Genomic DNA, 25,876 nt, shown 5'->3' with positions numbered 1-25,876 from the left:
TTGCACGGGATCGCGTGGTAAAAGGAGGCTGACATGGAAAGGATTCTGGTCTCAGCCTGCCTGCTTGGCAGCCACGTCCGCTACAACGGCTCCTACCGTCTCAACAACCATCCGGTGTTGACGCGGTGGCAGGCGGAAGGCCGGGTCGTGCAGATCTGCCCGGAAGTCGCCGCAGGCTTCTCCACGCCGCGTCCCCCCGCAGAAATTCGCGGCGCAGCCGGTGCTGTGCTGCACGGCCAAGGCCAGGTGGTCGAGCAGACCGGAAACGATGTGACTGCGCTCTATCTCGAAGCCGGGCAGCTTGCGCTTGAACTCGCCCAGGAAACGGGATGCCGCTATGCGGTTCTCACCGACGGCAGCCCGTCTTGCGGCTCAAGCTTCGTCTATGACGGCAGTTTTTCCGGCAAGCGCGTGGCCGGCCGCGGCACGACTACCGCGCTGCTGGAAGCCAACGGTATTCGCGTCTTTTCGGAAGACAATATCGGCGAACTTGACGATCTCCTGAACGGTTCAGCCGGAACCGCGGCCTGATTCATGCAGGACAAAATCCAGACCAGCGATACCGTTATCCGCCCTGGCACCATCGACGACGTCGACACCATCTACGCCGCGCTGCTCAAGCTCGGCACCCATATCGGCGAGCATCAGCAAATCACGTCCACCGCCGATGATCTCCGCCGCTACGGCTTTGGCGAAAAACCCGCCTTCTCCACCCTGATCGCCGAGGTTGGCGGCGAATTTGCCGGGCTCTGCCTGCATTTCCCGATCTTCTCGACCTGGATGGGCCGGCCCGGCGTCTATATCCAAGACCTTTATGTCGAGGACCGGTTTCGCGGCCGCAAGATCGGCGAAAAGCTGCTGCGCCGGGTCGCGCGCGACTGCCGCAGGGACGGCGGCGCCTATCTCCGGCTGTCGGTCGATACCGACAATGAGGGCGCCAAGGCCTTTTATGAAAAGCTCGGCATTGGCTGGGCGCATTACGAGCAGACGCAGAAGATCGTCGGCGATGCCTTTTTTGCCTTTGCCGATGCAGCGCAGGATGGGAACACGGAATGAAAGCCTTCTTTGCCGAGGAGCAGAAACGCCACGACCCGAAGGCTTTTTTGTCCAGCGGTGCGCCGCAACCCAACCCCGAACAGCCGGCGCGGACCGAGCGATTGTTAGCCGGCGCAAAATCTTCTGGATTGGCGATCGAACGACCCCGGGATCATGGGCTCGGGCCGGTAGCGGCCGTGCATACGCCGGAGTATCTGGCCTTCCTCGAACACATTTTTGCCCGCTGGCAGCGCATCGAAGGCGCATCGGCGGAAGTCATCCCCAACATCCATCCCCTCGCCCGCGACGGCGCCTATCCGGCTTCCGCTGTCGGCCAGGCCGGCTACCACATGGCCGATACGGCCTGCCCGATCTCGGCCGAGACCTGGCAGAGCGCGCTATGGAGTGCCTGGAGCGCGGTCGAGGCGGCAGAAGCGGTGATGGCAGGCGCGCCTGCCGCCTATGCGCTCTGCCGGCCGCCCGGCCATCATGCCTTTGCCGATGTCGCCGGCGGCTTCTGCTTCATCAACAATTCGGCGGTCGCCGCACAAGTGCTGCGCAAGCAGGCAGCGCGCGTGGCGATCCTCGATGTCGACCTGCATCACGGCAACGGCACGCAAGGCATCTTCTATGCCCGGCCCGACGTGCTGACGGTGTCGCTGCATGCCGATCCGGTGCGCTTCTATCCGTTCTTCTGGGGCCATGCCGACGAGCGTGGCGAAGGGCCGGGCCTCGGCTATAATTTCAACCTGCCACTGCCGCACAAATCCGCCGACGCAGCGTTTCTCGAAGCACTCGCCGTGGCGTTCCAGCGTATCCGCGCCTTCTCGCCGGATGCGCTGGTCGTGGCACTCGGTCTCGATGCGTTCGAAGGCGATCCGTTCGGCGGGCTTTCGGTGACCACACCTGGCTTTTCACGCATCGGTGAGGCGATTGCGAAGCTCGGGCTGCCGACGGTAATCGTCCAGGAAGGCGGCTATCTCTGCGACGCGCTCGGCGACAACCTCACCGCTTTCCTCACCGGCTTCGGTGGCAAACAGCGATAGAAGCGGATCAGCGCCGCTGTTGCCTCAGCATGGCGATAATCCGGTGCACGCTTTCCAGCGTCTCATCGATTTCGGCTGCCGTGTTGTAATGCGCAATGCCTATGCGCACGACGCCCTGCTCGGCCGGAATGCCGAGCTGGTGGACGATCTCCCAGGCGTAGTTGTGGCCCGACCACAGGAAGATGTTTTCGGCGTTCATCTGCCGCACGATCGTCTCCGGCACGATGCCGTCGACGGTGAAGGAAACCGTCGGCACGCGCTCGCTGACGCGCTTCGGATCGGTGATGCCGCGGATGGTCAGACCTTCAATGTCCGAGAGGCCAGCGATCAGCCTCAGCGCCAGCCGGTTTTCGTAGGCGATCGAGACCTCGAATGCCCTGGCGATTTTGCGTCTGCGCGAGCCGCCCTCGCCCGCCGCAGCTCCCAGTTCAGCAAAATAATCGACCGCCGCCGTCAATCCGGCCATCAGTTCGATCTGTGGCGTGCCGAGTTCAAAACGCTCCGGCAGGCCGTTGGACGAGCAGCGGCATTTGTAGGGTTGCAACGCGTCGATGACATCGCGACGCCCCCAAAGGATGCCCATATGCGGGCCGAAGAATTTGTAGGCGGAGCAGACCAGAAAATCGCAACCGAGCTCCTGCACATCGATCAGGCCATGCGGGGCGAACTGCACGGCATCGACATAGACCAGTGCGCCGGCCTGTTTGGCGATTGCCGTCAGCGCCTTGACCCGGTTGATCGAGCCGGTGAGGTTCGAGGCATAGTTCAGCGCAACGAGCCTGGTCTTGTCGGTGAGCAGGCCGCTCAGCGTCGCCTCTTCGACCTGCCAGCTGTTCTCGTCGAAGGGCAGGAAGCGAACGACGAGGCCAAGGTCTTCTGCCAGTTGCAGCCAGGGCGAGACATTGCCCTCGTGATCCATGCGGGTGACGATGATCTCGTCGCCCGGCTTGAAGCCGCGGCCGAGCGTGCGCGACATGTGATAGGTCAGCGTCGTCATGTTGGCGCCGATGATGATTTCCTCAGCGCTCGCCGCACCCAGGAAATCGGCCATCGCCGCATGGGCGTCGTCGACCACCTTCTGCGCGGCCAGCGTGGTCTCGAAATAGCCGCCGAGATTGGCGTTGGTGGTCAAGAGGCAGCGCGCTACCGCGTCGGCAACCGCGTGTGGCACCTGCGTGCCGGCCGGATTGTCGAGATAGATGCGCCGGCGGCCTTTGTCGGTCAGGTCCAGCGCCGGAAATTTCCCCCTGACGGTCTCGATCGGAAAATCCATTGCTGTCCCCTTCCCCTTGTCTTTGCTCGGCAATTCTGCCTCGGTGACCTGCCTACGGGCACGGATTGCCGACGCGCTGGTGGATCGCATCCACGCCCCTCTGCATCTCCTCCGTCCAGGTCACGTCGGCTGAGGACAGCGCCATCTCAAGCTGGGCAATCGTCGTCGCGCCGATGATGCTGGAGGTAACAAAAGACCGGCTGGCGACATAGGCGTTGGCGAACAGCGCCGGCTCGAGGCCGAAGGAGCGCGCCAGTTCGTTGTATTCGAGCTGCGCCTCCGCCGCATTCGGCGTCTCGTAACGCTGGCCGCGGTTGAACAGCTGCGAACGCGAGCCTTGCGGGCGGGCGCCGTGGTCGTATTTGCCGGTGAGATAGCCTTGCGCCAGCGGCGAATAGGCAAGAAAGCCAACCTCTTCGCGGTCGCAGACTTCGGCCAGGTTCACCTCAAAGGTGCGGTTGACGAGATTGTAGGCGTTCTGCAGCGAAACGACGCGCGGACCGACGCCCTTGTCGGCCTCGGCGATGAAGCGCATGACGCCCCAGGAGTTTTCGTTCGACAGGCCGAGATGGCGGATTTTTCCCGCCTTCACCAGTTCGTCGAAGACGGCGAGCGTCTCTGCAATCGGCGTCTCGCCTGCCGGCGCGCCGACGGCATCGGCGCGGCGCGGCGTGGCGCCGACGCGGGTCGGATTGGCGCCCCACGGAATGTCGCGCTCCGGCCAGTGGATCTGGTAGAGATCGAGATAGTCGGTGCCGAGCTTGGCCAGCGATTTGTCGATGGCGTCAAAGATGTCGGCGCGCACCAGTTTCGATGGACGGTCGCCACGAAACCAGCTGTTGGCGGTGCGGCCGACCACTTTCGAGGCCAGGATGACCTTGTCGCGATTGCCATTGGCCTTCATCCAGCTGCCGATGATCTTTTCCGTTCGCCCCTGTGTCTCAGCCTTGGGCGGAATCGGGTAAAGCTCGGCGGTGTCGATGAAATTGACGCCACGCTCAAAAGCCAGATCCATCTGCGCATGGCCATCGGCCTCGGTGTTCTGCTGGCCCCAGGTCATCGACCCCAGGCAGATCTGGGTAACAAGAAGATCGGTCCGACCGAGACGGCGCTTGTGCATGGAATTTCTGCTCCGGAGGGAATGCTGGCGCGACTGCGCGGGAAGGAAGTCGCTTTTATAGGGAAAGCAGCGGCGCTCTCCAAGCCTCAGTTGACCGACTTTTGCTTGAAACGTTAGCGCCTTGCACCGGCGACAGCGCGCCGCTTGGCTTCGTCGATCAGCATGTTGGCGACCTGCATGCGGATCATGGCGCGCTGGCGCAGATGCGGCGCGACGCGGTCGGGATGGTTGGCGAAAGCAAAGCTGCGACGCATGCGGCCAAGGTCAGCGCTCTTGACGGGATGGTCGAGGCCGAGTTCGACGGCTATCGCCTCCGGATCGATCGGCGGCAGTTTTTCCTCAGGCTTTGTTTCTTCGCCGGCGAGCGCCAGTTTGGCATGATCGAGAAGGGCTGCAAATTCGGCGGCGAGATCAGCTCCCGCTTCGCGATACTCGGCGGCAAAGGTCTCGCCGGAGACCTTGATGCGGCCGGAGTGAAGTTCGTCGGCCACCGAGAGATAGTCGAACGGGATCGACGGCCGCGCGCCGGTCTCCTCGCCGTCCTTGTCGGAGGCGACGAACAGATCGTCGAGCAAGGAAGCGAAATCCCGCTTGGCGCCGATGTCAGCCTCCCCCTCGTTTTGCGTATGCGAACAGAGCCGGTCGCAGCATAGAACCGGCTCGTTAAAAATGAATGCCACTGATCTTAACCAGTTTAGGCGTTCGCCAGGCTTGCGCGGACCGGTTGATGGTGGGGAAGCTCAACAAAAAGCCGGACTGCACTTTCATGCAGTCCGGAAAATTCGCCAGGAGTGGCGAGGAAAAGCCGGCCATGTGCCAGCGTCTATGCGTACGGTCGGCACCAGCCAAAAGTTTCAGCGCATGAGCCAATTGTGCCGAAAAAAATTAACTCGGCATGGCTGCCATGCAAATGCTGCACTGCACAATCTTCACAATTTTCCTATATTCAGCGTCGTGGAGGATCAACTAGGGGCCGAATCATGGGGTTCTTCACTGAAATGTTTGCTCGTCCGCGTCCGCAGGAGCATCAGCGTTACCGCTCGGCACTGGCATTGCTGCATTCGATGAGCAATGCCGACCGCGCCGACATCGGCATCAAGCCGGCCGATTTTCCGCGCATAGCGCGCGAAATGTCCGTGCGCTGAACCAGCGCGAGATGAGGTCTCCCGGCAGCGACCGGGAAACCTCGGAACGCCGAATTCTTCAACGATTACCGAGATAGGCACCCTTGGTCAGCGGCACGCCATTGTGGCGCAGAATGTCGTAGGCCGTGGTCACGTGGAAATAGAAGTTGGGCATGGCGACCTGCAGCAGATATTGCATGCCGGGCATCGAGACCTCGCGCTGGCCAAACTTCAGTTCGACCACCCTGTCATCCGAACCATCGAATTCGGCAGCCGAGAATGAAGCCAGCAGGTCGAGCGTTTTGGTGAGGCGTGCCTGAAGCTCGGCGAAGGTCGCTTCATTGTCTTCGTATTTCGGTACCTCGCGGCGGGCCAGCCGAGACGGCGCGCCCTTGGCGTGGTCGGTGGCGACCTGCACCTGCCGCACCAGCGCGTACATGTCCGGCGCCAGCCTTGCGGTCAAAAACACCTGCGGGTCGATTTTACGTTCAGTTGCATTCTGTTCGGCCGCCGTCAGCACGCCGGACAGCGCCTTCAGCCTGGCCGAAAACACCGGCACCGAGGCTTCATACATCGATAGTGTCACGTTCAAATCTCCATTGCGGCTGAAGCGCCGACGGCGGGACGTAGCGCCTTCCCCGGCGATTTTTCAAGCGTCACCACGTCGCCGCAATCTCTATGATAGAATCTTGCCGTGGTGGAGATTCTCCGATGAGACGCATCTTTCTGGTGGCGGCCGCCTTTTTTTCCCTTGCTGTATCCGGCCAAGCTGTGTTCGCCGACGATGAACCGGCAGCCGATGACCAGGCGCCTTATGTCGACGACAGGTCGGACGCCGCCGCTGTCATCCGCTCGCTCTACAGCGCCATCAACCGGCACGAATTCGCCCGCGCCTGGGGCTATTACGGCGATACCAAGCCGGCAAAGGATTTCGATACTTTCGTCAATGGCTATGACGGCACCGACAAGGTCGATGTCGAAACCGGTGCGATTTCCGACGAAGGTGCGGCCGGTAGCATCTATTACAGCGTCCCCGTCGCCATCCGTGCCACCGACAAGGACGGCAATGAAGCGGTGTTCGCCGGCTGCTACACACTGCGCCAGGTCAGCGCTCAGATCCAGGCTCCGCCATTCCGCCCGATCTTCATCGACAAGGGCGCGCTGAAGCCGTCCAAGGCCGATTTCGAGGAGGCGCTGCCGGCAAGCTGCGGCGACGGCCCGCCGCCGCCGAAGAAGGACACAGCGCTCGAACAGGCCAAGAAGGCTTTCCTGCCCACCTATGGCGACCAGTGCGACAAACAATTCCTGGCCGATGCACCAACCGTTTTTTCGATCAAATACAAGGACAAGGACGCACAGCCCGGCGATCCCGAAAAAGAGACGCGGCTGTTTCATTTCTCGTGCTCGGCGGCGGCCTACAATGAAGCCTCCATCTACTACATGACCGACGAGGTGTCTGGCGTCCTGCAGTTGCAGTTCACCGAGCCGGAACTGGATATCCGTTACGAGAACAATGACAGCGACGGCAAATTGCTGGGCGTGACCGTCATCGGTTTCCACACTTCGGGCTGGGCGACCAACTCCGATTATGACGAGGAGACCAGGACGATCAGCACGTTCAACAAATGGCGTGGCGTTGGCGATGCCTCGGATGCCGGCACGTATCTGTTTCGCAACGGCAATTTCTCGCTGGTCCAGTACGATGTGGACGCCTCTTATGACGGCGAGGAAAATCCGCAAGCGGTGGTCGACTACAACACCGCACCTTGAGCGATTGCCGTCGGTTCAAGGCGCCTTGGACAGCATCCAGTTCAGCGTTTCGCGCCAGTCGACCATGCGGATCGGCGTGCCATGGGTGCCGGTCTCGAAACGGACGAAACGGGTCGGGTACGGATAGGCTTTCGAGTTCGCAATGATGGAGCGGAAGAAAGCTTCCTGCTTCTCAACGGGAAAAACCGGGTCCTTGCTGCCCTGGCCGAAGAACACCGGCACATGGCGCCTGTAGGCCGGGCTCGACAGGAAACTGTCATCCCATAGCGAGCCGAGCAGCAGCAGCCCGTTTATGCGCCGCCCCGTGTCGTTGCGGCCGGCCAGCTTCCAGCACAGCGTACCGCCCATCGAGCCACAGGCGACGAAGATTTTCGCGTCCGGCGAGGCCTCGGCATAATGGCCGATCAGTGCTGCGACCTGGGCTGCGCCCTTGTCGCCAAAATCGGTGAAATCGGGTGAGAGATAGAGGCCGCCATTCCCGGCCATCAGGTTCTTGATGCGGTTGAAATTGCCGCCGAAGGTGAAGTCGTCGACGCCTTGCTTGCGGCTGCCGCCCTGCCCATGCAGGTAAAGCACGATGATGCCGGCGCCCTCGGTCTTGCCGACGGCCACGTGCCTGACATCGCCGGCATCGGTTTTCAGCATCAAATCCTGCTGCACCTTGCGCACGCCGGTGTCGGTATACTGCGCATGCACGCGCTTTTCCGGCACTTCGTCGCGGGCGTTGATATCGCGCATCTCGCGGTAGTCGATGACGGTGTAAGCGCCCTTGTCCGTGGACGAGAGTGTCGCCGGATAGGCGAAGAGATCGTCCTTGTAGGGTTTTAGCTCGAGCGCGTCGGCGTGGACGCCGGAAAACAGGAAAAGCAGCGCAATCAGAAGGGCATAGAGTGCGGCCACCCCCCTCTGGCCTGCCGGCCATCTCCCCCTCAAGGGGGGAGATTGGACACGCGTTCGGCCTTCGCCAATCTCCAAAGTTACAAGGTGGACGCCGCCATCGAAACTGCCTATCTCCCCCCTTGAGGGGGAGATGGCCGGCAGGCCAGAGGGGGGTAGAAGCGCAGAGGCAAGTGAAGAGAGAACCATCCTTCAGCCATGCGTTTTTCAGCCGGGCTTTGTCAATCCTGCAGCACGCCGCCGGCGCCTTCTAGCGCTTCGCGGGTGTCGACGTCGATCGACGCGCCATCACCGATCTCGACATCGATGACGTCAAGCCCTTCGGCCTCGACCAGATGGCGGGCGCCGGTGTCGCCTTCCAGATGGGCAATGGCTGGAAACAGCGCGCGCGGTAAAAGCACCGGATTGCCGCGGCGGCCGTCATGCGCCGCGCGCACCACCGAATGGCCGCCGGCCTTGCGGAAGGCATCGATCAGCCTGTCGAGGTCGGCTGCGGAGATGCCCGGCATGTCGCCGAGAACGATCATGGCGCCGGCTGCGTCGGCCCCAACCCGGGCAATGCCGGCTTTGAGCGACGAGGACAGGCCGTCGGCGAAATCCGGATTGTCGGCGAAGGTCACGTCAAGGCCCGATAAGGCGTGATGCACCCGCTCACGCTGATGGCCGGTGACGACTACGGTGGCCGAGGCCTTCGAGCCGAGCGCCCGTTCGGCGGTGCGGCGCACCAGCGGCTTGCCGTCGAACAGGGCCAATAACTTGTTCGGCCCGCCCATGCGGCTGGAGCGCCCGGCCGCCAGAAGCACGATGTCGACCTTCAACCCGGCTCTGGCCGGCAGCGGCTCGCGCGGTTGCGGGCGGGTCGGAATTTCCATCAAGAGCCCGCCGACGCCCATGCCGGCAATATCCTTCGCTGTCACCTCGAGGCCGGCGATCAGCCGGTCGAGCACCCAGTCGAAGCCGTTCTCCTTGGGGCTGCGCGCACAGCCCGGCGCGCCGATGACGCGCTTGCCGTCGAGCGTACCGAGCACGAGCAGGTTGCCGGGATCGACCGGCATGCCCGCGCGGATGACTGTACCGCCCGCCCTCTCGATCGCGGCGGGAACGACATCGCTGAAATCGCTCATCGCCGAGGCACCGAAGATCACCACCATGTCGTTGTCACGCGCCAACGCGGCGGCCGCCTCGGCGACGGGCGCAATTTCGTGCGGCGTGCGCCGCTCCGTGGTCAACCGGCCGCCGGAGCGTGCCAGCCGCGCCTCGGTGACGCGCAGCGTCTTGTCGAGCACGCTGGCCTTGATGCCTGGCAGCACGGTCTGGATGACGCCGATGCGCACCGGCCGGTAGGCGTTGACGGCGAAGATTTCGCCGCCGGCGCAGATTTTCGCCACCTCATCGACCAGGGCCGAGGCAACGGCGAACGGGATGATCTTGACCGTCGCCACCATCTGGCCCTGCTCGACCGGCGCGTGCTTCGCCAGCGTGGCGATGGTGATGGTGGGGTCGACGGCGTTGATGGCGTCGATCATGGCCGCGTCGACAGTGAAGACGCCGGCCGCCTTGGCATGGAGGTTGACTCGGCCAGTTGCAGCAGGTTTCGCCTCGATGTTGCGGTGAGCCATGCTGGCAGCAATCTTTTCAGCCGCCGCATCCTCGCTCAGATCATCGGTAGCAAGCACCGCCGCAACGATGTCGGCAATGCCGGCCGCCTTCAACGCCACCACGTCTTCGGCACTCAGCCGGTGTGCCTTGCGAAAGCGTCGCTCGCCGGCCGTGGTGGCATGCGCCAACACCGCGCCTTCAGCCTGATCGATCGGAACTGGCCCGAATTTCACGCCGCAGCGCCTTTCGCTTCCAGCCCGCGCGAGCGGAAGGCATGGATGGTCTGCGCCAGAATGGCGACAGCGATTTCGGCGGGGCTGGCCGCGCCGATGTCGAGGCCGATCGGCGCGTGGATACGGGCGATCTGATCGGCACTGGCGCCCAGCGCCAGCAGGCGCTCGACGCGCTTGGCGTGGGTTTTGCGGCTGCCGAGTGCGCCGACATAGAAGCAATTGGCGTCGAGTGCCGCCTTCAGCGCGAAATCGTCGATCTTCGGGTCATGGGTGACGGCGGCGAGCGCGGTGTAGCTGTCGAGCGGCTGGCGCTCCAGCACATCTTCAGGCCACTCAGCATGCAGCGCGACGTCCGGAAAACGGTCCGGCGTGGCGAAAGCGGTGCGTGGATCGACGATTTCCAGGGGATAGCCGGCGATCTTCGCCATCGGCGCCAGCGCCTGGCTGATATGGACGGCGCCGATCACCACCAGGCGCGGCTGCGGCAGATGCGCGTTGAGAAAGAAGGTGCGCCCCTCAGCCTCGACCGAACCGGAACTGCCTGAACGAAACGCCTTGGCGATCGCTTGCCCGAGTTCGCCGGCGACAGAATCGGCCTCGCGCACGATGCGGTCGCGGCCGTCGCCGAGATCGGTGACCAGGATTGCCGCGCGGCGGGCGCGGCGTTCGGCATTCAGTGTTTTGAGCGCGTACGGATCCATGCTTAACCGAGCCGCTCCACATAGACCTTAATGCGGCCGCCGCAGGACAGGCCGACCTGCCAGGCGGTTTCGTCGGCGACGCCGAATTCCAGCATCTTGGCTTTGCCGGAATCGATGACGTCGATCGCCTCGCTCACCACGGCACCCTCGACACAACCGCCCGAGACCGAACCGTGGAAATTGCCGTCGGCGTCGATGACAAGATGGCTGCCGGCCGGCCGTGGCGCCGAACCCCAGGTCTCGACCACGGTGGCAATGGCGACATCCTTGCCGTCCTTCATCCAGCCTTCCGCGATGATCAGCGGGTCGCGGGCCTCATCGAGATAGATGCTGTTGTCCATGATCGCTTGCCTCAAAGTCTGTTTTTCCGATGGGATAACATATGGCTATGCCGCGCGCCTGACACCAGCGTCCAGCCAGCGGCGAGGATCGACCGAAGCGGCGGACTTCTTGTCCAGCGAGGCGCAGAGGTCGGCCAGCGCGTCGAGATTGTGCACCGAGCGGAACTCATCGACATGCGGCAGCATCGCCTTGACGCCGCGGGCGCGGGCCTCGAAGCCGTCGAAGCGCAGCAAGGGATTGAGCCAGATCAGCCGCCGGCAGGATTTGTGCAGGCGCTCCATCTCTTCCGACAGGCCGGTGACATCGTCGCGCTCCAGCCCGTCGGTGATCAAAAGCACTACCGCGCCCTGCCCGAGCACGCGGCGCGACCACTGCTTGTTGAACTCGGCCAGCGTGTCACCGATACGCGTGCCGCCCGACCAGTCCTTCACCGCCGCCGAACAGTCGGCAAGGGCGGCATCGGGGTCGCGGTGGCGCATCTGCCGGGTCAGATTGGTCAGCCGCGTGCCGAAGACGAAGGTGTGCACGCGCCGGCGTTTTTCGGTCAGCGCATGCAGGAAATGCAGGAAGATGCGCGTGTATTGGCTCATCGAGCCTGAGATATCGGCGAGCACGACCAGCGGTGGGTGAACCTGGCGGGCCGAGCGGAATTTCGGCAAGATCAGCTCGCCGCCGGTGCGCGCGGCCGAGCGCATCATGGCGCGCGGATCGATGCGGCGGCCATGTGCGTCGGCCTTGAAACGCCGCGTCCTGACCATGTCGAAGGGCAGCCGCAGCTGGGCAATCGCCTTCTTGGCATCGGCCATCTCGGCGGCGTTCATCTGGGCAAAGTCCTTGCCGCGCAGTACCTCGTTGCCGGAGAAGGTAAGGCGAGCGTCGACCTCGATCTCGGGGATTTCCCTGACCGGCTGGTTTCTCTCGTGGCCCTCGAACATCGCCTGGCTGACGCGGTTTTCGGCCGCGCGCGGCTTTTGCTTCTCTCTGGTGTCAGGCGCCACCGGCGAGAACATCGCCAGCAGTTTCTCGATCAGTTCGCGCGATTTCCAGAACAGCCGGAAGGCTTCGTCGAAGGTCGGGTGATCTTCGTGCCTGGAAACCAGCACGGCGTGCAGCGTCCAGTAGAAATCGTCGCGCGAGCCGATGCCGGCGGCGAGCACCGCTTCAATGGCATCCTTGACCGAAGCCGGTCCGACCCGCATTCCGGCCTTGCGCAAGGTGCGGGCGAAATAGACGATGTTGTCGGCGATGCGTCCGTCTTCCGTCGCCTCTCTGAGGTCGGCCTCTTTGGGGTAGGCACCCGGCGCGTTCACTGCCCTACTCCGCCGCCGCAAGCTCGGCCTTGACCTCGTCGAGGATGCGCCGGCCCTCGCCCGCGCCGATGCGGGCAATGTCGTCCTGGTATTTCAAAAGCACGCCGATGGTGTCGGAGATGGTTTCGGGATCGAGCGCCACCTTGTCGAGCTCGGTCAGCGCGCCGGCCCAGTCGATAGTTTCGGCAACGCCCGGCGCCTTGAACAGCTCGACCCGGCGCAGCTTCTGGATGAAGGAAACCACCTCCGCCGACAGCCTTTGATTGGCCTGGGGCACCTTACGGCGAACGATCTCCAGCTCGCGCTCGGCATTGGGATAGTCGACCCAGTGGTAGAGGCAGCGCCGCTTCAGCGCGTCGTGGATCTCGCGGGTGCGGTTGGTGGTGATGATGACGATCGGCGGCTCTTCCGCCCTGATCGTGCCGAGTTCGGGCACCGTCACCTGGAAGTCGGACAGGATTTCGAGCAGGAATGCTTCGAAGGCTTCGTCGGTGCGGTCGAGCTCATCGATCAAAAACACCGGGGCGGCACCTGCCTTGCCGGTCAGCGCATCGAGCACCGGTCGGCGGATCAGGTATTTTTCGGAGAAGACATTGCGCTCCATGTCGGAGCGATCGACCTTGCCGGCCGCCTCCTCCATGCGGATTTCGATCATCTGCGCGGCATAGTTCCACTCGTAGACGGCAGACGAAACGTCGAGGCCTTCATAGCATTGCAGGCGGATCAGCCTGCGGCCGAGCGCCTGCGCCAGCACTTTTGCGATCTCGGTCTTGCCGACGCCGGCCTCGCCTTCGAGGAACAGCGGCCGCTGCATGCGCAGCGACAGAAACAGCACCGTTGCCAGCGAGCGGTCCGCGACATAGTCCGCGCCGGTCAGGAGATCGAGCGTTTCGTCGATCGTCCGCGGCGCGGGGCGCGGTTTCAGCTCGGTCATTCTTTCTCCGTTGACGCCTCTGCTCCGCTTTCCAGCACGTGGTAGTCGCGGGCGTGGTAGATCAGCGGCCGCAAATTATCGCCCATGCGCAGGCCTGTCACCTTGCCAAAAAGCACACGATGGGTGGCCAGATCCTTGGTGTCGATCAATTCGCAGTCGAAAACGGCGAGAGCGCCCTTCAAGGTCGGAGCGCCTGTCGATATGACGTCCCACTCGCCGAGCGCGAAACGCTCATCGGACGACAGGTTGGTCAGGCCTGAAAACGCCACCGATAGCGGCTGCTGGTGCGAAGCCAACGTGTTCAGCGCAAACCGGCCGTTTTGCACGAACAGCTCGTTCCTGGAATTCTCGCGGTTGAGACAGACGAGCACGGTCGGCGGCGTGTCCGATACCGAACAGGCGGCGATCACCGTGGTGCCGCGTTTGCCGGCGGGGCCGTCCGTGGTCACCACATGGACGTGGCCGGCAAAATGCGCCATCGCGTCGCGATAGGCCTGCGGCCCTATGTCGTTCAACTTCAACACTGATGATTTTCCATAAGCAGGAACCCAAGCGTTATATATGGCGGCACACAATAGGCCACAAGCGAAGTGCTTGACGCCAATCCGCAAATTCCCGTGTTGCGCCTGGGGCGGGCAGCCTTTAGGTCTTGGCGGAAGTGGCGCTGGAAGCATGCGACCGGCACGGAGGAATTCTTCGTCAGAATGCGACCCCTAACAGTTGCAATAGCGGCACTGCTCTGGCTGCTGCCGGCAAGCGCCGGCGCTCAGACGCTGCTAGTCGGCGTCGCCGCCCCCCTGTCCGGCCCGTCGGCGATCCTCGGCAAACAGATCGAGGCAGGCGCTGGCTTGGCGGCGGAAGCCAATGGCCTGGAGATCAAGACGATCGACGATGCCTGCACCGCCGATGGCGGGGCGGCGGCTGCCAGGGAATTCGCGGCCGCGAAGGTCAATATCGTTGTCGGCTTCCTCTGCACCGAGGCAATCCAGGCGGCGTTGCCGATCCTGAAGGACGCCAACATACCGGTCATTACCGTCGGCGTGCGCACCGAAAGCCTGACCGATCGCCGCGCCAAGACCGGCTGGCCGGTCTATCGGCTGGGTCCGCGCGGCGACGACGAGCGCAATGCGGTGGCCGCCATCCTCACTCGGCTGTGGCAGAGCGAACTGTTCGCCATCGTCGATGACGGCACTATCTATGGCCGCGAAATCGCCGAGACGCTCAGGGCCGCAGCCGAACAGGCGGCGCTGAAGCCGGTCTTCACAGATACGTTCCGGCCGCAGCTCGACAACCAGATCGGGCTGATCGGTCGGCTGAAGAAATCAGGCGCAACGCATGTCTTTGCCGGCGGCGACGGCGACGACATCGCCGTTATGGGCCGCGACGCCGGCCAACTCGAGGCGGGCATTGTTTTTGCGGGGGGCGAGAACATGCGTGCGCCAACCGGCGACGTGCCTTACGCCGTGGGTACGCTGATGATCGCGCCGCCGGAATGGGCCGATGTCGCCGATCCCAAGGTGCTGGCCGCCTTTGCCGCCAAAAACATTGCGCCGGATGGCTACACGCTACCGGCCTATGCGGCGGTGGAGATCGCCAAGGCTGCCTCGGCAGCGTCCGAAACGTCAGGCAAGGGGCTGGCCGACGCGCTCACCGCGCATGATTTCACCACGGCGATCGGGCCGCTGCGGTTCGACGACAAAGGCGATCTGAGCCAGAGCCTCTATCGCGCCTTCCGTTTCGACGGAACGCGTTTTGTACCGGCGGAGACCAACTGATGTTCCGCACCGGGCCGCGCAATCTGATCACCGATGTCACCGGCTTGCGCGTCGGCAACGCCAGCGATGCCCGGTTGAAATCCGGGGTGACGGCGGTGCTGTGCGACGAACCGGCGGTGGGCGGCGTGCAGATCCTCGGCGGCGCGCCGGGCACGCGCGAAACCGACCTGCTCGAACCGCACAATTCCATCGAAGCGGTTCATGCCGTCGTGCTTTCGGGCGGCTCGGCCTTCGGTCTCGACGCCGCCTCCGGCGTACAGGCAGCGTTGCGCGAAAAAGGCATCGGCGTCGACGTCGGCGGCTTTCGCGTGCCGATCGTGCCGGCGGCGATCCTGTTTGACCTGCGCAATGGCGGCGACAAGGATTGGGGTCGTTATCCCCCCTACCGCGACCTCGGCTACGAAGCCGCCCAGACCGCTGCGATCGACTTTCCGCTCGGCACCGTCGGCGCCGGTACCGGAGCGCTTAGTTCCGGGCTGAAGGGCGGTCTCGGCTCGGCCTCGACCGTGCTCGACAGCGGCATCACCATCGGCGCGCTCGCCGCCGCCAACCCGACCGGCTCGGTGACCATTGCCCGAACGCCCTATTTCTGGGCAGCACCGTTCGAAATCGGCGATGAGTTCGGCGGCCTCGGCTATCCCTCACCGATGCCCGACGATGCCAGGCGGATCCTTTTGAAATATCGCGACAAGCGTGTCGGCGGAAATGGCGAGGCCGGCGGCAACACCACCATCGCCGTCATCGCCACCGACGCCGTGCTGACCAAGGCGGCTGCCAAGCGTCTGGCCATCTCAGCGCATGACGGTTTCGTGCACGCCATCTGGCCGGTGCACACCCCGGCTGACGGCGACCTGGTGTTCGCACTGGCGACTGGCAAGAGCGGCATCGAGCTCACCGCCGACGCGGCGGTCGACTTCTTTGCCGCGGCGGGCGCCACCATGGCGCGCGCCATCAGCCGCGGCGTCCATTCCGCGACGCCGGCCGATGGCGATCTGTTTCCGGTCTGGTCGTCGCGCTGAATTGCCGATCAGGTCGGGTCGGATTTTTCTTCCTCGAAGCTGACCGCCACATCAGAATTCGCCGACAGCCAGACTTTCTGGCCATCGACCTCGGCCAGCAGGCTCAAGGGAATGTAGTGGTGATGGCCTTTGTGCACACCCATGCCGCTGTCGGCCTTGGTCAGCTTGATCCGGTCGCCATCGACCCTGTCGACGGTGCCGATGTGAACGCCGTCTGCGCCAACCACTTCCATATGTTCGCGAATCTTGCTGGCCTCGGTCATGGGGTATTCTCCTTTTTGAAAGCGATCGACGATAACAAGCAGAGGTGCAATTGGATGCATCGCCTTTTGGATAGCACGATGTTTTGACTGTCTCATGATAGGGAACGATCGAACCATGGCAGCCGGAGCGGGAATCCCGATGCGAAATCTTGTCCTGATTGGCGTTTGCCTGCTGGTGCAGCTGGCATCTGGCATCGCCGCCCGGGCGGGCGATGTCGCCGAGCTCGAAATTCTCGGCTTTACGAGAGATGGTGTCGTCTTCGCCTTTGAGGAATACGGCGTCGCGGATGGTTCGGGCTTTCCCTATGCCAACCGCTACTACATCGACACCGCCGACGACACGTTCCTGAAGGGCACGCCGATTCGTGTCCGGCTGGAGGACGAGACCGCCTCGCTCGATACGGCCCGCCAGCAAGCCAGGCAGAAGGGCGAAGCGATCATTGCCCAGGCTGAGCTTACCGCCAATCACGGCATCACCGCCGGCTTCAATCCGGTGACCGAACTGTCGGCCGACCCGTTCCGCATAGTGGTCAACCCGCGGCCGATCTTTTCACCGGTCGACCCGCCGCTGGAATTCAGACTCGACGAGATCGGCATGAACAATACGGCAGGCTGTGAGAGCCAAGGCGAGATCAACGGCTTTCGCCTGTTGCGCGTCGAGGCCCGGGATGGCGGCCAGACGCACCTGTTGCACGAGGACAAATCGATCCCGAAAAGCCGCGGCTGCCCGAACGGCTACCGGATGGGCGCGGTGCAGACCTTCTCGATGGACAGTATCAGCGCCTATGCGGTGCTGATCGCGGTGCGCCGGTACGGCTTCGAAGGGCCGGATTTTCGCTGGATCGCCGTGACCGGCCGCCTGTGACATCGTTCGATCAATCCAGCTGGCGCAAGCGCGCCGGCAATCGTGTCAGCCGCGCCGTGCCATCGACGGGCTCGGCGCTTGTCGGCGCCTTGCTGTGGGCGATGGCCATGGGCGCCAGTGCGCTCACCGGCCTTTGGCTCGACAATTGGGAGACGCCTGAAAAGATCCGCTTCGTGGTCTTGCTCTATGCCATGGGTGCAGCAATCGCCTTCCCCATCGGCCTGTTCGCGGCGCGGCTGGTCTCGCTCGACCGGCACTGGGAAGTGGCGCTGGCCGCCGCCTTCGTCTGCCTGCTTGCCGCGACACTTGCCTTCACCGGCGGCCTTTTCGCCCTGCAATACCGCTCCTACTACGCCGAATGGCACGCGGAGGCCTTCACCGTCCGTTGGGCGTTCGAACTGGTGTTCACTTCGCTGACGGCGCTCTACCAATTCGTGGTGCTGGGCGTGCGGCTATACTTTCCACTTGGATTCATCGCGCTTGCCTGCGCCAGCGTGTGGTTTGCGCGCCAGCAGCGTTGAGCATTCGGTCCGGCTCTGATAGGAGGCGCACTTACTCACCGACACATCAGGACTGACGGATGATCCCTCGCTATTCCCGGCCGGAAATGGTCGCCATCTGGTCGCCGGAAACCCGCTTCCGCATCTGGTTCGAAATCGAGGCGCATGCCTGCGATGCGCTGGCCGAGCTCGGTGTCATCCCCAGGGAAGCCGCCAAAACCATCTGGGAAAAGGGCAACGCGGCGAAATTCGATGTCGGCAAGATCGACGAGATCGAGGCCGTCACCAAGCATGACGTCATCGCCTTCCTGACCCATCTCGCCGAATTCGTCGGGCCGGATGCGCGTTTCATCCACCAGGGCATGACCTCGTCGGACGTGCTCGACACCTGCCTTGCGGTGCAGCTCAGCCGCGCCAGCGACATATTGCTGGCCGACCTCGACGGTCTGCTGGCCGCACTGAAGCGCCGTGCCTTCGAGCACAAGGACACCGTCACCATCGGCCGCAGCCACGGCATCCATGCCGAACCGACCACCTTCGGCGTCAAGCTGGCGCAGGCCTATGCCGAATTCTCGCGCTGCCGCGAGCGGCTGGTGCATGCGCGCGAAGACATCGCCACCTGCGCCATATCGGGGGCAATCGGCACCTTCGCCAACATCGACCCCTATGTCGAAGAGCATGTGGCGAAGAAGCTCGGGCTGAAGCCGGAACCGGTGTCGACGCAGGTGATCCCGCGCGACCGCCACGCCATGTTCTTCGCCACGCTCGGCGTCATCGCCTCGTCGGTCGAGCGGCTGGCGACCGAAATCCGCCATCTGCAGCGCACCGAAGTGCTGGAAGCGGAGGAGTATTTTTCGCCGGGGCAAAAGGGCTCGTCGGCGATGCCGCACAAACGCAACCCGGTGCTGACCGAAAATCTCACCGGTCTTGCCCGTATGGTGCGGTCGATGGCGCTGCCGGCAATGGAGAATGTAGCGCTTTGGCACGAGCGCGACATTTCGCATTCCTCCGTCGAGCGCATGATCGGGCCGGACGCCACGGTGACGCTGGATTTCGCGCTGTCGCGGCTGACCGGCGTCGTCGACAAATTGCTGGTCTACCCCGACAACATGCTGAAGAACATGAACAAGTTCCGCGGTCTTGTGCATTCGCAGCGCGTGCTGCTGGCGCTGACGCAGGCCGGCATATCACGTGAGGACGCCTACCGGCTGGTGCAGCGCAACGCCATGAAGGTTTGGGAACACGGCGCTGATTTCCTTGAGGAATTGTTGGCCGACCAGGAGGTCACTGCAGCGCTGCCCGAAGCCGAGATCCGCGAGAAATTCGACCTTGGCTATCACACCAAGCATGTCGACACGATCTTCAAGCGGGTTTTTGGGGAAGCTTAGCTTCCTTCTCCCCGTCACTATACGGGGAGAAGGTGCCGGCAGGCGGATGAGGGGCGGCGCCGACTTCGGCGATGATCGAACCCACTCACGCTTTGATAATCTCAGGATATTGGCGCTGCCCCTCATTGCCCTGCCGGGCATTTCTCCCCGTATAGTGACGGGGAGAAAAACTCTGTCGCCGGCGGTTTCGCCAATCGCCGGCGTTGTCCAATTACGCCTTGCCCGGCACGGTCCTAATCACCGTGCCCCACGGATCCTCACGGCTCGTTTCCTTGGTCACATTGTCCGACCGCATCTCGACCCAGGCCAGACCCGAGCGGGACGGATCGCGACGGCCGGCACCGGCGCTGTGCCACGAATTGCCACCGATATGGTGGTGGTAGCCGCCGGACGACAGGAACACCGCCTGGCCGCCATATTTGGCCACCGTGTCGAAGCCGAACTCCTGGTGCCACCAGGCCTCGGCGTCTTCCGGCCGGCCGACGCGCAGATGGACATGGCCGACGATGCTGTTTTCCGGCGCGCCCTGCCAGCCGGCGTCACCGGCCGGCACGCTGGCAGCCACGGCGGCCAGATTCAGCCGCTCGGTTGCCATGGCGATCTTGTCGCCGTTCCACTTCCACTCCTCCGGCAGGCGGTCTCTATAGATTTCAATGCCATTGCCTTCGGGATCGGTCAGATAGAGCGCTTCGCTGACCAGATGATCGGAGGCGCCCTCGATGCGGATCTTGTTGGCGGCGGCATGGTTGATCCAGCGGCCGAGATCGGCGCGGCTGGGCAGCAGGAAAGCGGTGTGGAACAGGCCGGCGCTGCGCGGATCGTCGGGCTTGGCTGCCGTATCCGCCTCGATGACCAGCAAGGGGCGCTCGGCGGCGCCCAGCGTGATCGCGCCATCGGCGCGGCTCAGTTCCTGGAAGCCGACGACAGCCCGGTAATACGCTGCAAGGCTCTCGGCATCGCGAGCCTTCAGGCCAACACGTGACACACTGACGGGGGTGGTCGCGGCAAAAGGCAGTTCGCTCATCAAAATCTCCGTTTGGGCAGCGTTCGACGAGGTTTTCCAAGCCAGAAGCCCGGCGCCGCAACAACTGCAACGCCGCTTCAACCAAGAAAACCCTGGTTTTCGCAGCCATTCTTTCCCATCGACAGATCGTCTATCCTGATCGTTCACACAAGATGGAAAGAATCGAACACGTTGTTCACAATTGTGATGCATTGCGCGCGCATCAGCATGGTTGCACGAGACAGAGCTGCTCGCTATCTCAGCGCAATGAAAGTCAAAGACGCAGATATCTTGATCGTGCCGGGCTACACCAATTCAGGCCCAGAACACTGGCAGACACGCTGGCAGTCGAAACTGTCGACGGCACGTCGGGTCGAGCAGGCCGAGTGGTCGAAGCCGGTGCGCGAGGATTGGACAGCGAGCGTGGCGAACGCCGTCAACGAAGCTGAGCGGCCGGTGGTGATCGTTGCCCATTCGCTGGGCGTGGCAGCCGCGGTGCAGGCCATTCCGCAATTTCGGAAGCCGGTCGCCGGCGCCTTCTTTGTCGCGCCGCCAGATGTCGCCAATCCGGAGATAAGGCCGAGGCACCTGATGACCTTCGGCCCCTATTCGCGCGAGCCGCTGCCCTTTCCATCCATTGTGATTGCCAGCCGCAACGATCCGTTCTGCGCCTTCGAGGTTGCCGAGGACATTGCCGGCGCGTGGGGTTCGCTGTTCATCGATGCCGGCGAAACCGGTCACCTCAACGAGGACGCCGGCTTCGGCCCGTGGCCGGAGGGATCGATGACCTTCGCCAAGTTCCTGACCGACCTCAAGGCCTGACCGGGGCAAGGCACCACGCCTCAGCCCTTGATCGAATCGTTCATGCTCTTGATGAGGGTCTTTGCGCCTAGCGAAATCAGCGCGTGGTCCGAGCCCATGGCCAGCAGCCGGTACCCCATCGCCACGACGCGGCCGGCAATGGCCGGCTCGATAACGTAGATAGCCGCATGCTTGCCCGCCTTGCGCGTGCGCTCGGCGATGGAAGCGACGGTTTCCATCATGCTTTCCAGCGTCGAATTGACGGTGGCGCCGTTCGACCAGGCGATCGAGAAATCCGATGGACCGAGGAAGATGCCGTCAATGCCGGGCGTGTCGAGAATGCCGTCCAGCGCATCGAGCGCGGCACGCGTTTCGACCATGGCAAAGGCCATGGTGCGGGCATTGGTGTCGCGCAGCCACTCGGCCTGGTCGCCCTTGCCGTGGCGCGGAAAGGCATAGGTCGGGCCCCAGGAACGCTCGCCGAGCGGCGGATACTTCATGGCGGCGGCAAACAGTTTTGCATCGGCCACCGAATTCACCATCGGCGCAATCACCGCCTCGGCGCCGAAATCGAGGGCGCGGCTGGCCATATCGAAGCGGCCGACCGGAATGCGCACCAGCGCCGGCTTGTTGGCCGCCAGCACCGGCACGAGACCGCGCAAGACCGAGTCTTCGTGGTGTCCGCCATGCTGCATGTCGAGCGTGACGGCGTCAAAACCTTGCCTGGCGATGATTTCGACCGTCAGAGCGTCCGGAACCCCGGACCAGGCGGTGAACAGCGTTTCATCCGCCGCCAGGCGTGATTTCAGGGACATCGGCGCTTTTCCTTGTTGGCTAGGACCTTTTCTAGCAGGCCCACGCACAGTTTCAGCCGGAAAAGGCTGAAAAGGCAAAGAAAAACCGCCCGGTTGGGCCGGGCGGTCGATTGGTCCAGTCATTCCTTGTTTGTCGCAGGTTCTGTCGCAAAACCGCGGGACACTTTTGCGGAACCTGCTTCGGAAGGATCAGGTGTTCTTGATCTGCTCGATCGCCTGCGCCATCAGCTCGTCCATGGTGCGGCGGATCTGATGGTCCGACTGGTCGACGCCAGCGGCGTCGAAATCTCCACGGATCTTGCGAAACACGTCGTGGTCGCCAGCTTCCTCGATGTCGGAGACAACCACTTCCTTGGCATAGGCGTCGGCATCAGTGCCGGACTTGCCCAGTTTTTCGGCGGCCCACAGGCCGAGCGCCTTGTTGCGGCGTGCCGAGGCCTTGAAGCGAAGTTCTTCGTCGAAAGCGAATTTGCGCTCAAAACCCTCTTCGCGGTCTTTCATGCTGCTCATGGCTTCCCTCCGGTGAAATCGATTCGCGTTGGCGGTGGATATGTGTGTTGCCGCAGCACAAACCAAAAGGGCGCGGGTCGGTCAATATGCTACATCACTTGCTGCGCTGCGGCATTTCATTCCTGAAAGCGGTAGATGGAAAGGATTTGCCGATTGAGCAAACGGTGTGATTGGGATAGACCCGGCATTGAACCCCACCCGTCGCCGCACTAATTTAGGCAGACGGACAGGAACTGGTCGCTTGCCGCCTGCCCGCAAATCCAGAGAAAAATCAGATGAAAAATCGCCGCCGCATTTATGAAGGCAAGGCCAAGATCCTCTATGAGGGACCCGAACCCGGCACGCTGATCCAGTTCTTCAAGGATGATGCGACCGCGTTCAACAAGAAGAAGCACGAGGTCATCGACGGCAAGGGCGTGCTCAACAACCGCATTTCCGAGTACATCTTCAATCATCTGAACCGCATGGGCATTCCGACCCACTTCATCCGCCGGCTCAACATGCGCGAGCAGCTGATCAAGGAAGTCGAGATCATTCCGCTCGAAGTGGTGGTGCGCAATGTCGCCGCCGGTTCGCTGTCGAAGCGCCTCGGCATCGAGGAAGGCACCGTTCTGCCGCGCTCGATCATCGAATTCTATTACAAGGCCGATGCACTCGACGACCCGATGGTGTCGGAAGAGCATATCACCGCTTTCGGCTGGGCGAGCCCGCAGGAGATCGACGACGTCATGGCGCTCGCCATCCGCGTCAACGACTTCCTCTCCGGCCTGTTCATGGGTGTCGGCATCCAGCTCGTCGACTTCAAGATCGAATGCGGCCGCCTGTTCGAGGGCGACATGATGCGCATCGTCGTCGCCGACGAGATCTCGCCCGACTCCTGCCGGCTGTGGGACGTGGCGACGCAGGACAAGCTCGACAAGGACCGTTTCCGCCGCGACATGGGCGGCCTCGTCGAAGCCTATCAGGAAGTCGCCCGCCGCCTCGGCATCATGAACGAGAACGAGCCGCCGCGCCCGACCGGCCCGGTGCTCGTCGCCTCGACAGACGGCCTCAAAGGCAAGCCGCACTAGAACTGTTCATCGTTTCGAGGAAACGCTGAACAGTTCTAGCTCTTTGTTTTGACGCAATTCCGGACGGAAAACCGCTTCACACTTTTCCTGGAATTGCTAAGACCAAACTCGAACAGGAACCTGTCCAGCATGATCAAGGCCCGCATCACCGTCACCCTCAAGAACGGCGTGCTCGACCCCCAGGGAAAAGCCATAGAGCACGCCCTGTCGGGACTGGGGTTCGGCGGTGTCGGCCAGGTGCGGCAAGGCAAGGTCTTCGACCTTGAGCTTTTGGAGACCGACAAGGCCAAGGCCGAAGCCGATCTGAAAGCCATGTGCGACAAGCTGCTGGCGAACACCGTGATTGAGAATTACGCGGTGGAGATCGCCTGATATGAAATCCGCCGTTGTCCTTCTGCCCGGCCTTAACCGTGACCGCGACATGATCGCCGCGCTGACCAAGATTTCCGGACAGGCGCCGGCGACCGTGTGGCAGACCGACACCGAAATCCCCGATGTCGACCTTATCGCCATTCCCGGCGGCTTTTCCTTCGGTGACTATCTGCGCTGCGGCGCCATTGCCGCGCGCATGCCGGTGATGCGGGCGGTCGCTGAAAAGGCGGCCAAGGGTGTCATGGTCATCGGCGTCTGCAACGGGTTCCAGATACTGGTCGAGGCCGGCCTGTTGCCCGGCGCGCTGATGCGCAATGCCTCGCTGAAATTCGTCTGCCGGCAGGTCAAGCTCGAGATCGCCAACGCCAACACCATGTTCACCCGCCGCTATCAGCCGGGCCAGATCATACGCACGCCGGTGGCGCATCATGACGGCAATTACTTTGCCAATGCGGACACGCTTGCCCGCCTCGAAGGCGAAGGACAGGTAGTGTTTCGTTATGCCGAGGGCACCAATCCCAATGGCTCGATCAACGACATTGCCGGTATCATCAGCGAAAAAGGCAATGTGCTCGGCCTGATGCCGCATCCGGAAAACCTGATCGAGGCCGCGCATGGCGGCAGCGACGGCCGGGCGCTGTTCGAAGGCGCACTCGGTATTGCCGCCTGATATCTTTTTTTCGAAATTCCTTTCAAAGCGCGGGGGCGGCTGACCATGAGACTGACGATTGCCCGGATGGCTCTCCTGACTGCCGCCGGGTTGGCGCTGGCGTCCTGCCAGTCGAGCCCGAAGAGCGCGCCGGCGCCGATGGGCAAGAGCGCTTCGCTGCTGGCCATGGAACAGGTGGCGATATCAGCCCACAAATGCTGGGTCGCCAGCAAGGATCCCGCCTTCAAATCGTATCAGATGGCCAATGAGCTGAATTCGTTCAGCGGCACGCCGCGCTTTCTGCTGGTGCCAGCCAAGCATTATGGCGGCAAGCCGCTGCTGGTCGTGCAGGCGCAAGGCAATTCCAGCCGCATCGACGTGTTCGGCCCGCTGATGGACGATCCGCTCGGCGCGCGCATCGGCTCCGATATTGCGCGCTGGCAGACGGGCAACCCCTCCTGCAACGCGGCCGCCTGACGCCATGGGCCGCTTCCTGCAGATTGCGGGATTGATCGTCGGTCTGGCCGGGCTTGTCCTGCAAGCCTGCATCACCATCCCGGCGTCGATGGAAGCCGGCCGCAGTTTTCTCGGCTCCATCGTCTTTCTGTTCAGCTTCTTCACCATCTTGACCAACATCGGTGCGGTGCTGGTCCACACCTCGCTGCTGTCGCCTTCGGGCTATGCCTGGCTGCCGGCCTTCGCCGGACCACGGATGCGAGCGGGCGTCGCGGTTTCAATCGCGCTGGTCTTCATCGTCTATGCGACGGTTCTGGCGCAGCTCTGGCAGCCGCAGGGCCTATTCCTGCTCTGCGACGTGCTGCTGCACTATGTGACCCCGGTGCTGTTCGTGCTGTGGTGGCTGGTGGCGGGCGCCGACGGCAGGACTCGCTGGAGCGACATTTCCTGGTGGATGGCCTATCCGATCGCTTATCTCGCCTATGCGCTGGCGCGCGCGCCAATCGCAGGTGAAGTGCCCTACCCCTTCCTCGACGTTGCGAAAAACGGTGCGGCCAGCGTCGCGTTTGCGGCGCTGGCCGTCACCGGAGTTTTTCTGGTGCTGTGCATCCTCGCCGTGCTTGCCGACAAGGGCGTCTCGCGCCTAAGGACATCCGGCGCGCGCCGCTGACCCGGTTCAGGGTCAGTCCCAGAAGCGCCGGATCCCCTCGCGGTGAGCGTCGCCACGCGACACACCGATATCCCTAAGCTGCTCGTCGGTCATTTCCAGCAGAGCCAGGCGGCCGCGGCGGCGCTCGATGAGCGCGTCGATCTGCTGCGCCAGTGATCTGACCACATGCACGATGCGGCTGACAAAGCCTCGCCGTCCAGACGGGCGCGGCCCGACCAGTTCAATGCCCGTATAGCGGATTGTCTCGATTGTGCTCATTGTCTTTCTGCCAAGATTGCAAATTGTACCCATTTCGGTACGACGCTGATATGTATTGACTCCTATTTCGGTGCAATA

32 protein-coding genes are annotated in these 25,876 nt (G+C 63.0%); 16 read left to right on the top strand and 16 right to left on the bottom strand.

Features of this window, described 5'->3' with window-relative positions; genetic code table 11:
* Nucleotides 1–33 precede the first annotated feature (33 nt).
* The 3 genes from AC1D1B_RS17350 to AC1D1B_RS17340 are packed head-to-tail and all read left to right on the top strand — an operon-like array spanning nucleotide 34 to nucleotide 2,081.
* Nucleotides 34–531, top strand: coding sequence for a 2-thiouracil desulfurase family protein (locus AC1D1B_RS17350; RefSeq protein WP_477333691.1), 498 nt, complete (start codon nucleotides 34–36; stop codon nucleotides 529–531).
* Nucleotides 532–534: 3 nt separating this feature from the next.
* Entirely contained in the window at nucleotides 535–1,056 is a 522-nt protein-coding gene (locus AC1D1B_RS17345; protein WP_477333690.1) for an N-acetyltransferase family protein, read from the top strand.
* Complete coding sequence (locus tag AC1D1B_RS17340) at nucleotides 1,053–2,081, top strand: histone deacetylase family protein (protein ID WP_477333689.1); 1,029 nt, start codon at nucleotides 1,053–1,055, stop codon at nucleotides 2,079–2,081. The genes AC1D1B_RS17345 and AC1D1B_RS17340 overlap by 4 nt, the downstream gene beginning before the upstream one ends.
* Before the next feature lie 7 nt (nucleotides 2,082–2,088).
* Here AC1D1B_RS17340 and AC1D1B_RS17335 read toward each other — a convergent pair whose 3' ends face one another.
* From AC1D1B_RS17335 to AC1D1B_RS17325, 3 genes are all read right to left on the bottom strand, one after another.
* A complete protein-coding gene (locus AC1D1B_RS17335; RefSeq protein ID WP_477333688.1) occupies nucleotides 2,089–3,354 on the bottom strand; it encodes a cysteine desulfurase-like protein in 1,266 nt (421 codons plus the stop codon).
* A gap of 52 nt (nucleotides 3,355–3,406) precedes the next feature.
* The gene (locus AC1D1B_RS17330; RefSeq protein WP_477333687.1) at nucleotides 3,407–4,474 is read right to left on the bottom strand and encodes an aldo/keto reductase; all 1,068 of its coding nucleotides are present in this window, start codon (nucleotides 4,472–4,474) and stop codon (nucleotides 3,407–3,409) included.
* 113 nt (nucleotides 4,475–4,587) lie between these two features.
* Complete coding sequence (locus tag AC1D1B_RS17325; RefSeq protein ID WP_477333912.1) at nucleotides 4,588–5,049, bottom strand: hypothetical protein; 462 nt, start codon at nucleotides 5,047–5,049, stop codon at nucleotides 4,588–4,590.
* 405 nt (nucleotides 5,050–5,454) lie between these two features.
* Between AC1D1B_RS17325 and AC1D1B_RS17320 the strand changes: the two genes are divergently transcribed.
* Nucleotides 5,455–5,619: a hypothetical protein gene (locus AC1D1B_RS17320; protein WP_112395048.1), complete on the top strand. Its 165-nt coding sequence runs from the start codon at nucleotides 5,455–5,457 to the stop codon at nucleotides 5,617–5,619.
* A 58-nt stretch (nucleotides 5,620–5,677) separates the two neighbouring features.
* On the opposite strand, the gene AC1D1B_RS17315 is transcribed toward AC1D1B_RS17320, so the two are convergent.
* On the bottom strand, nucleotides 5,678–6,184 hold the full coding sequence (locus tag AC1D1B_RS17315; RefSeq protein ID WP_477333686.1) for a DUF1993 domain-containing protein: 507 nt from the start codon (nucleotides 6,182–6,184) through the stop codon (nucleotides 5,678–5,680).
* A gap of 125 nt (nucleotides 6,185–6,309) precedes the next feature.
* Here AC1D1B_RS17315 and AC1D1B_RS17310 point away from each other — a divergent pair, with 125 nt between their 5' ends.
* A complete protein-coding gene (locus AC1D1B_RS17310) occupies nucleotides 6,310–7,368 on the top strand; it encodes a DUF1176 domain-containing protein (RefSeq protein WP_477333685.1) in 1,059 nt (352 codons plus the stop codon).
* 15 nt (nucleotides 7,369–7,383) lie between these two features.
* Here AC1D1B_RS17310 and AC1D1B_RS17305 read toward each other — a convergent pair whose 3' ends face one another.
* From AC1D1B_RS17305 to AC1D1B_RS17275, 7 genes are all read right to left on the bottom strand, one after another.
* A complete protein-coding gene (locus AC1D1B_RS17305) occupies nucleotides 7,384–8,238 on the bottom strand; it encodes an alpha/beta hydrolase family protein (RefSeq protein ID WP_477333911.1) in 855 nt (284 codons plus the stop codon).
* A gap of 248 nt (nucleotides 8,239–8,486) precedes the next feature.
* Nucleotides 8,487–10,097 (bottom strand): NTP transferase domain-containing protein, encoded by a 1,611-nt coding sequence (locus AC1D1B_RS17300; RefSeq protein WP_477333684.1) that lies wholly within the window; start codon nucleotides 10,095–10,097, stop codon nucleotides 8,487–8,489.
* Nucleotides 10,094–10,798 carry an XdhC family protein gene (locus tag AC1D1B_RS17295; RefSeq protein ID WP_477333683.1) on the bottom strand — a complete coding sequence of 235 codons (705 nt, stop codon included), beginning with the start codon at nucleotides 10,796–10,798 and terminating at the stop codon, nucleotides 10,094–10,096. Before AC1D1B_RS17295 ends, AC1D1B_RS17300 begins: the two co-directional genes overlap by 4 nt.
* Nucleotides 10,799–10,800: 2 nt before the next feature.
* A complete protein-coding gene (locus tag AC1D1B_RS17290; RefSeq protein ID WP_477333682.1) occupies nucleotides 10,801–11,139 on the bottom strand; it encodes an XdhC family protein in 339 nt (112 codons plus the stop codon).
* 45 nt (nucleotides 11,140–11,184) lie between these two features.
* The gene (locus AC1D1B_RS17285) at nucleotides 11,185–12,450 is read right to left on the bottom strand and encodes a vWA domain-containing protein (RefSeq protein WP_477333681.1); all 1,266 of its coding nucleotides are present in this window, start codon (nucleotides 12,448–12,450) and stop codon (nucleotides 11,185–11,187) included.
* Between the two features lie 4 nt (nucleotides 12,451–12,454).
* A complete protein-coding gene (locus AC1D1B_RS17280; protein WP_477333680.1) occupies nucleotides 12,455–13,384 on the bottom strand; it encodes an AAA family ATPase in 930 nt (309 codons plus the stop codon).
* Nucleotides 13,381–13,908, bottom strand: a complete 528-nt coding sequence (locus AC1D1B_RS17275) for a flavin reductase (protein WP_477333679.1) — start codon at nucleotides 13,906–13,908, stop codon at nucleotides 13,381–13,383. Before AC1D1B_RS17275 ends, AC1D1B_RS17280 begins: the two co-directional genes overlap by 4 nt.
* A gap of 180 nt (nucleotides 13,909–14,088) precedes the next feature.
* Between AC1D1B_RS17275 and AC1D1B_RS17270 the strand changes: the two genes are divergently transcribed.
* Entirely contained in the window at nucleotides 14,089–15,159 is a 1,071-nt protein-coding gene (locus AC1D1B_RS17270; protein WP_477333678.1) for a branched-chain amino acid ABC transporter substrate-binding protein, read from the top strand.
* On the top strand, nucleotides 15,159–16,178 hold the full coding sequence (locus AC1D1B_RS17265) for a P1 family peptidase (protein ID WP_477333677.1): 1,020 nt from the start codon (nucleotides 15,159–15,161) through the stop codon (nucleotides 16,176–16,178). Before AC1D1B_RS17270 ends, AC1D1B_RS17265 begins: the two co-directional genes overlap by 1 nt.
* Nucleotides 16,179–16,186: 8 nt before the next feature.
* Here the strand turns inward: AC1D1B_RS17265 and AC1D1B_RS17260 are convergent, their stop codons facing one another.
* The gene (locus AC1D1B_RS17260; RefSeq protein WP_477333676.1) at nucleotides 16,187–16,441 is read right to left on the bottom strand and encodes a DUF2171 domain-containing protein; all 255 of its coding nucleotides are present in this window, start codon (nucleotides 16,439–16,441) and stop codon (nucleotides 16,187–16,189) included.
* A gap of 139 nt (nucleotides 16,442–16,580) precedes the next feature.
* Here AC1D1B_RS17260 and AC1D1B_RS17255 point away from each other — a divergent pair, with 139 nt between their 5' ends.
* From AC1D1B_RS17255 to purB, 3 genes are read left to right on the top strand one after another with little or no spacing between them, the layout of a single operon-like run.
* Nucleotides 16,581–17,306 (top strand): DUF2259 domain-containing protein, encoded by a 726-nt coding sequence (locus AC1D1B_RS17255; RefSeq protein ID WP_477333675.1) that lies wholly within the window; start codon nucleotides 16,581–16,583, stop codon nucleotides 17,304–17,306.
* A complete protein-coding gene (locus tag AC1D1B_RS17250; RefSeq protein ID WP_477333674.1) occupies nucleotides 17,303–17,827 on the top strand; it encodes a hypothetical protein in 525 nt (174 codons plus the stop codon). The genes AC1D1B_RS17255 and AC1D1B_RS17250 overlap by 4 nt, the downstream gene beginning before the upstream one ends.
* A 59-nt stretch (nucleotides 17,828–17,886) precedes the next feature.
* Nucleotides 17,887–19,194, top strand: coding sequence for an adenylosuccinate lyase (gene purB / locus AC1D1B_RS17245; RefSeq protein ID WP_477333673.1), 1,308 nt, complete (start codon nucleotides 17,887–17,889; stop codon nucleotides 19,192–19,194).
* A gap of 211 nt (nucleotides 19,195–19,405) precedes the next feature.
* Here purB and AC1D1B_RS17240 read toward each other — a convergent pair whose 3' ends face one another.
* A complete protein-coding gene (locus AC1D1B_RS17240; protein ID WP_477333672.1) occupies nucleotides 19,406–20,218 on the bottom strand; it encodes a VOC family protein in 813 nt (270 codons plus the stop codon).
* Between the two features lie 246 nt (nucleotides 20,219–20,464).
* Between AC1D1B_RS17240 and AC1D1B_RS17235 the strand changes: the two genes are divergently transcribed.
* The gene (locus AC1D1B_RS17235; RefSeq protein WP_112561443.1) at nucleotides 20,465–21,019 is read left to right on the top strand and encodes an RBBP9/YdeN family alpha/beta hydrolase; all 555 of its coding nucleotides are present in this window, start codon (nucleotides 20,465–20,467) and stop codon (nucleotides 21,017–21,019) included.
* 20 nt (nucleotides 21,020–21,039) lie between these two features.
* Here the strand turns inward: AC1D1B_RS17235 and AC1D1B_RS17230 are convergent, their stop codons facing one another.
* Both AC1D1B_RS17230 and AC1D1B_RS17225 read right to left on the bottom strand, forming a co-directional pair.
* Complete coding sequence (locus tag AC1D1B_RS17230; protein ID WP_477333671.1) at nucleotides 21,040–21,813, bottom strand: HpcH/HpaI aldolase family protein; 774 nt, start codon at nucleotides 21,811–21,813, stop codon at nucleotides 21,040–21,042.
* Between the two features lie 189 nt (nucleotides 21,814–22,002).
* Entirely contained in the window at nucleotides 22,003–22,323 is a 321-nt protein-coding gene (locus tag AC1D1B_RS17225; protein ID WP_477333670.1) for a DUF1476 domain-containing protein, read from the bottom strand.
* Between the two features lie 275 nt (nucleotides 22,324–22,598).
* Here AC1D1B_RS17225 and purC point away from each other — a divergent pair, with 275 nt between their 5' ends.
* From purC to AC1D1B_RS17200, 5 genes are all read left to right on the top strand, one after another.
* On the top strand, nucleotides 22,599–23,393 hold the full coding sequence (purC, locus tag AC1D1B_RS17220; RefSeq protein ID WP_013532127.1) for a phosphoribosylaminoimidazolesuccinocarboxamide synthase: 795 nt from the start codon (nucleotides 22,599–22,601) through the stop codon (nucleotides 23,391–23,393).
* Nucleotides 23,394–23,522: 129 nt separating this feature from the next.
* A complete protein-coding gene (gene purS / locus AC1D1B_RS17215; protein ID WP_477333669.1) occupies nucleotides 23,523–23,765 on the top strand; it encodes a phosphoribosylformylglycinamidine synthase subunit PurS in 243 nt (80 codons plus the stop codon).
* Between the two features lies 1 nt (nucleotide 23,766).
* Entirely contained in the window at nucleotides 23,767–24,435 is a 669-nt protein-coding gene (gene purQ, locus AC1D1B_RS17210; protein ID WP_477333668.1) for a phosphoribosylformylglycinamidine synthase subunit PurQ, read from the top strand.
* A 45-nt stretch (nucleotides 24,436–24,480) separates the two neighbouring features.
* Nucleotides 24,481–24,891, top strand: a complete 411-nt coding sequence (locus AC1D1B_RS17205) for a hypothetical protein (RefSeq protein WP_477333667.1) — start codon at nucleotides 24,481–24,483, stop codon at nucleotides 24,889–24,891.
* A gap of 4 nt (nucleotides 24,892–24,895) precedes the next feature.
* Nucleotides 24,896–25,540, top strand: a complete 645-nt coding sequence (locus AC1D1B_RS17200) for a Pr6Pr family membrane protein (protein WP_477333666.1) — start codon at nucleotides 24,896–24,898, stop codon at nucleotides 25,538–25,540.
* Between the two features lie 12 nt (nucleotides 25,541–25,552).
* Here the strand turns inward: AC1D1B_RS17200 and AC1D1B_RS17195 are convergent, their stop codons facing one another.
* Nucleotides 25,553–25,798: a DUF1127 domain-containing protein gene (locus AC1D1B_RS17195; protein WP_477266341.1), complete on the bottom strand. Its 246-nt coding sequence runs from the start codon at nucleotides 25,796–25,798 to the stop codon at nucleotides 25,553–25,555.
* Nucleotides 25,799–25,876 lie beyond the last annotated feature (78 nt).

The sequence above is a fragment of the Mesorhizobium sp. P2_C5_2 genome (assembly GCF_056404535.1).
This window is presented reverse-complemented; position numbering and strand designations above follow the sequence as displayed.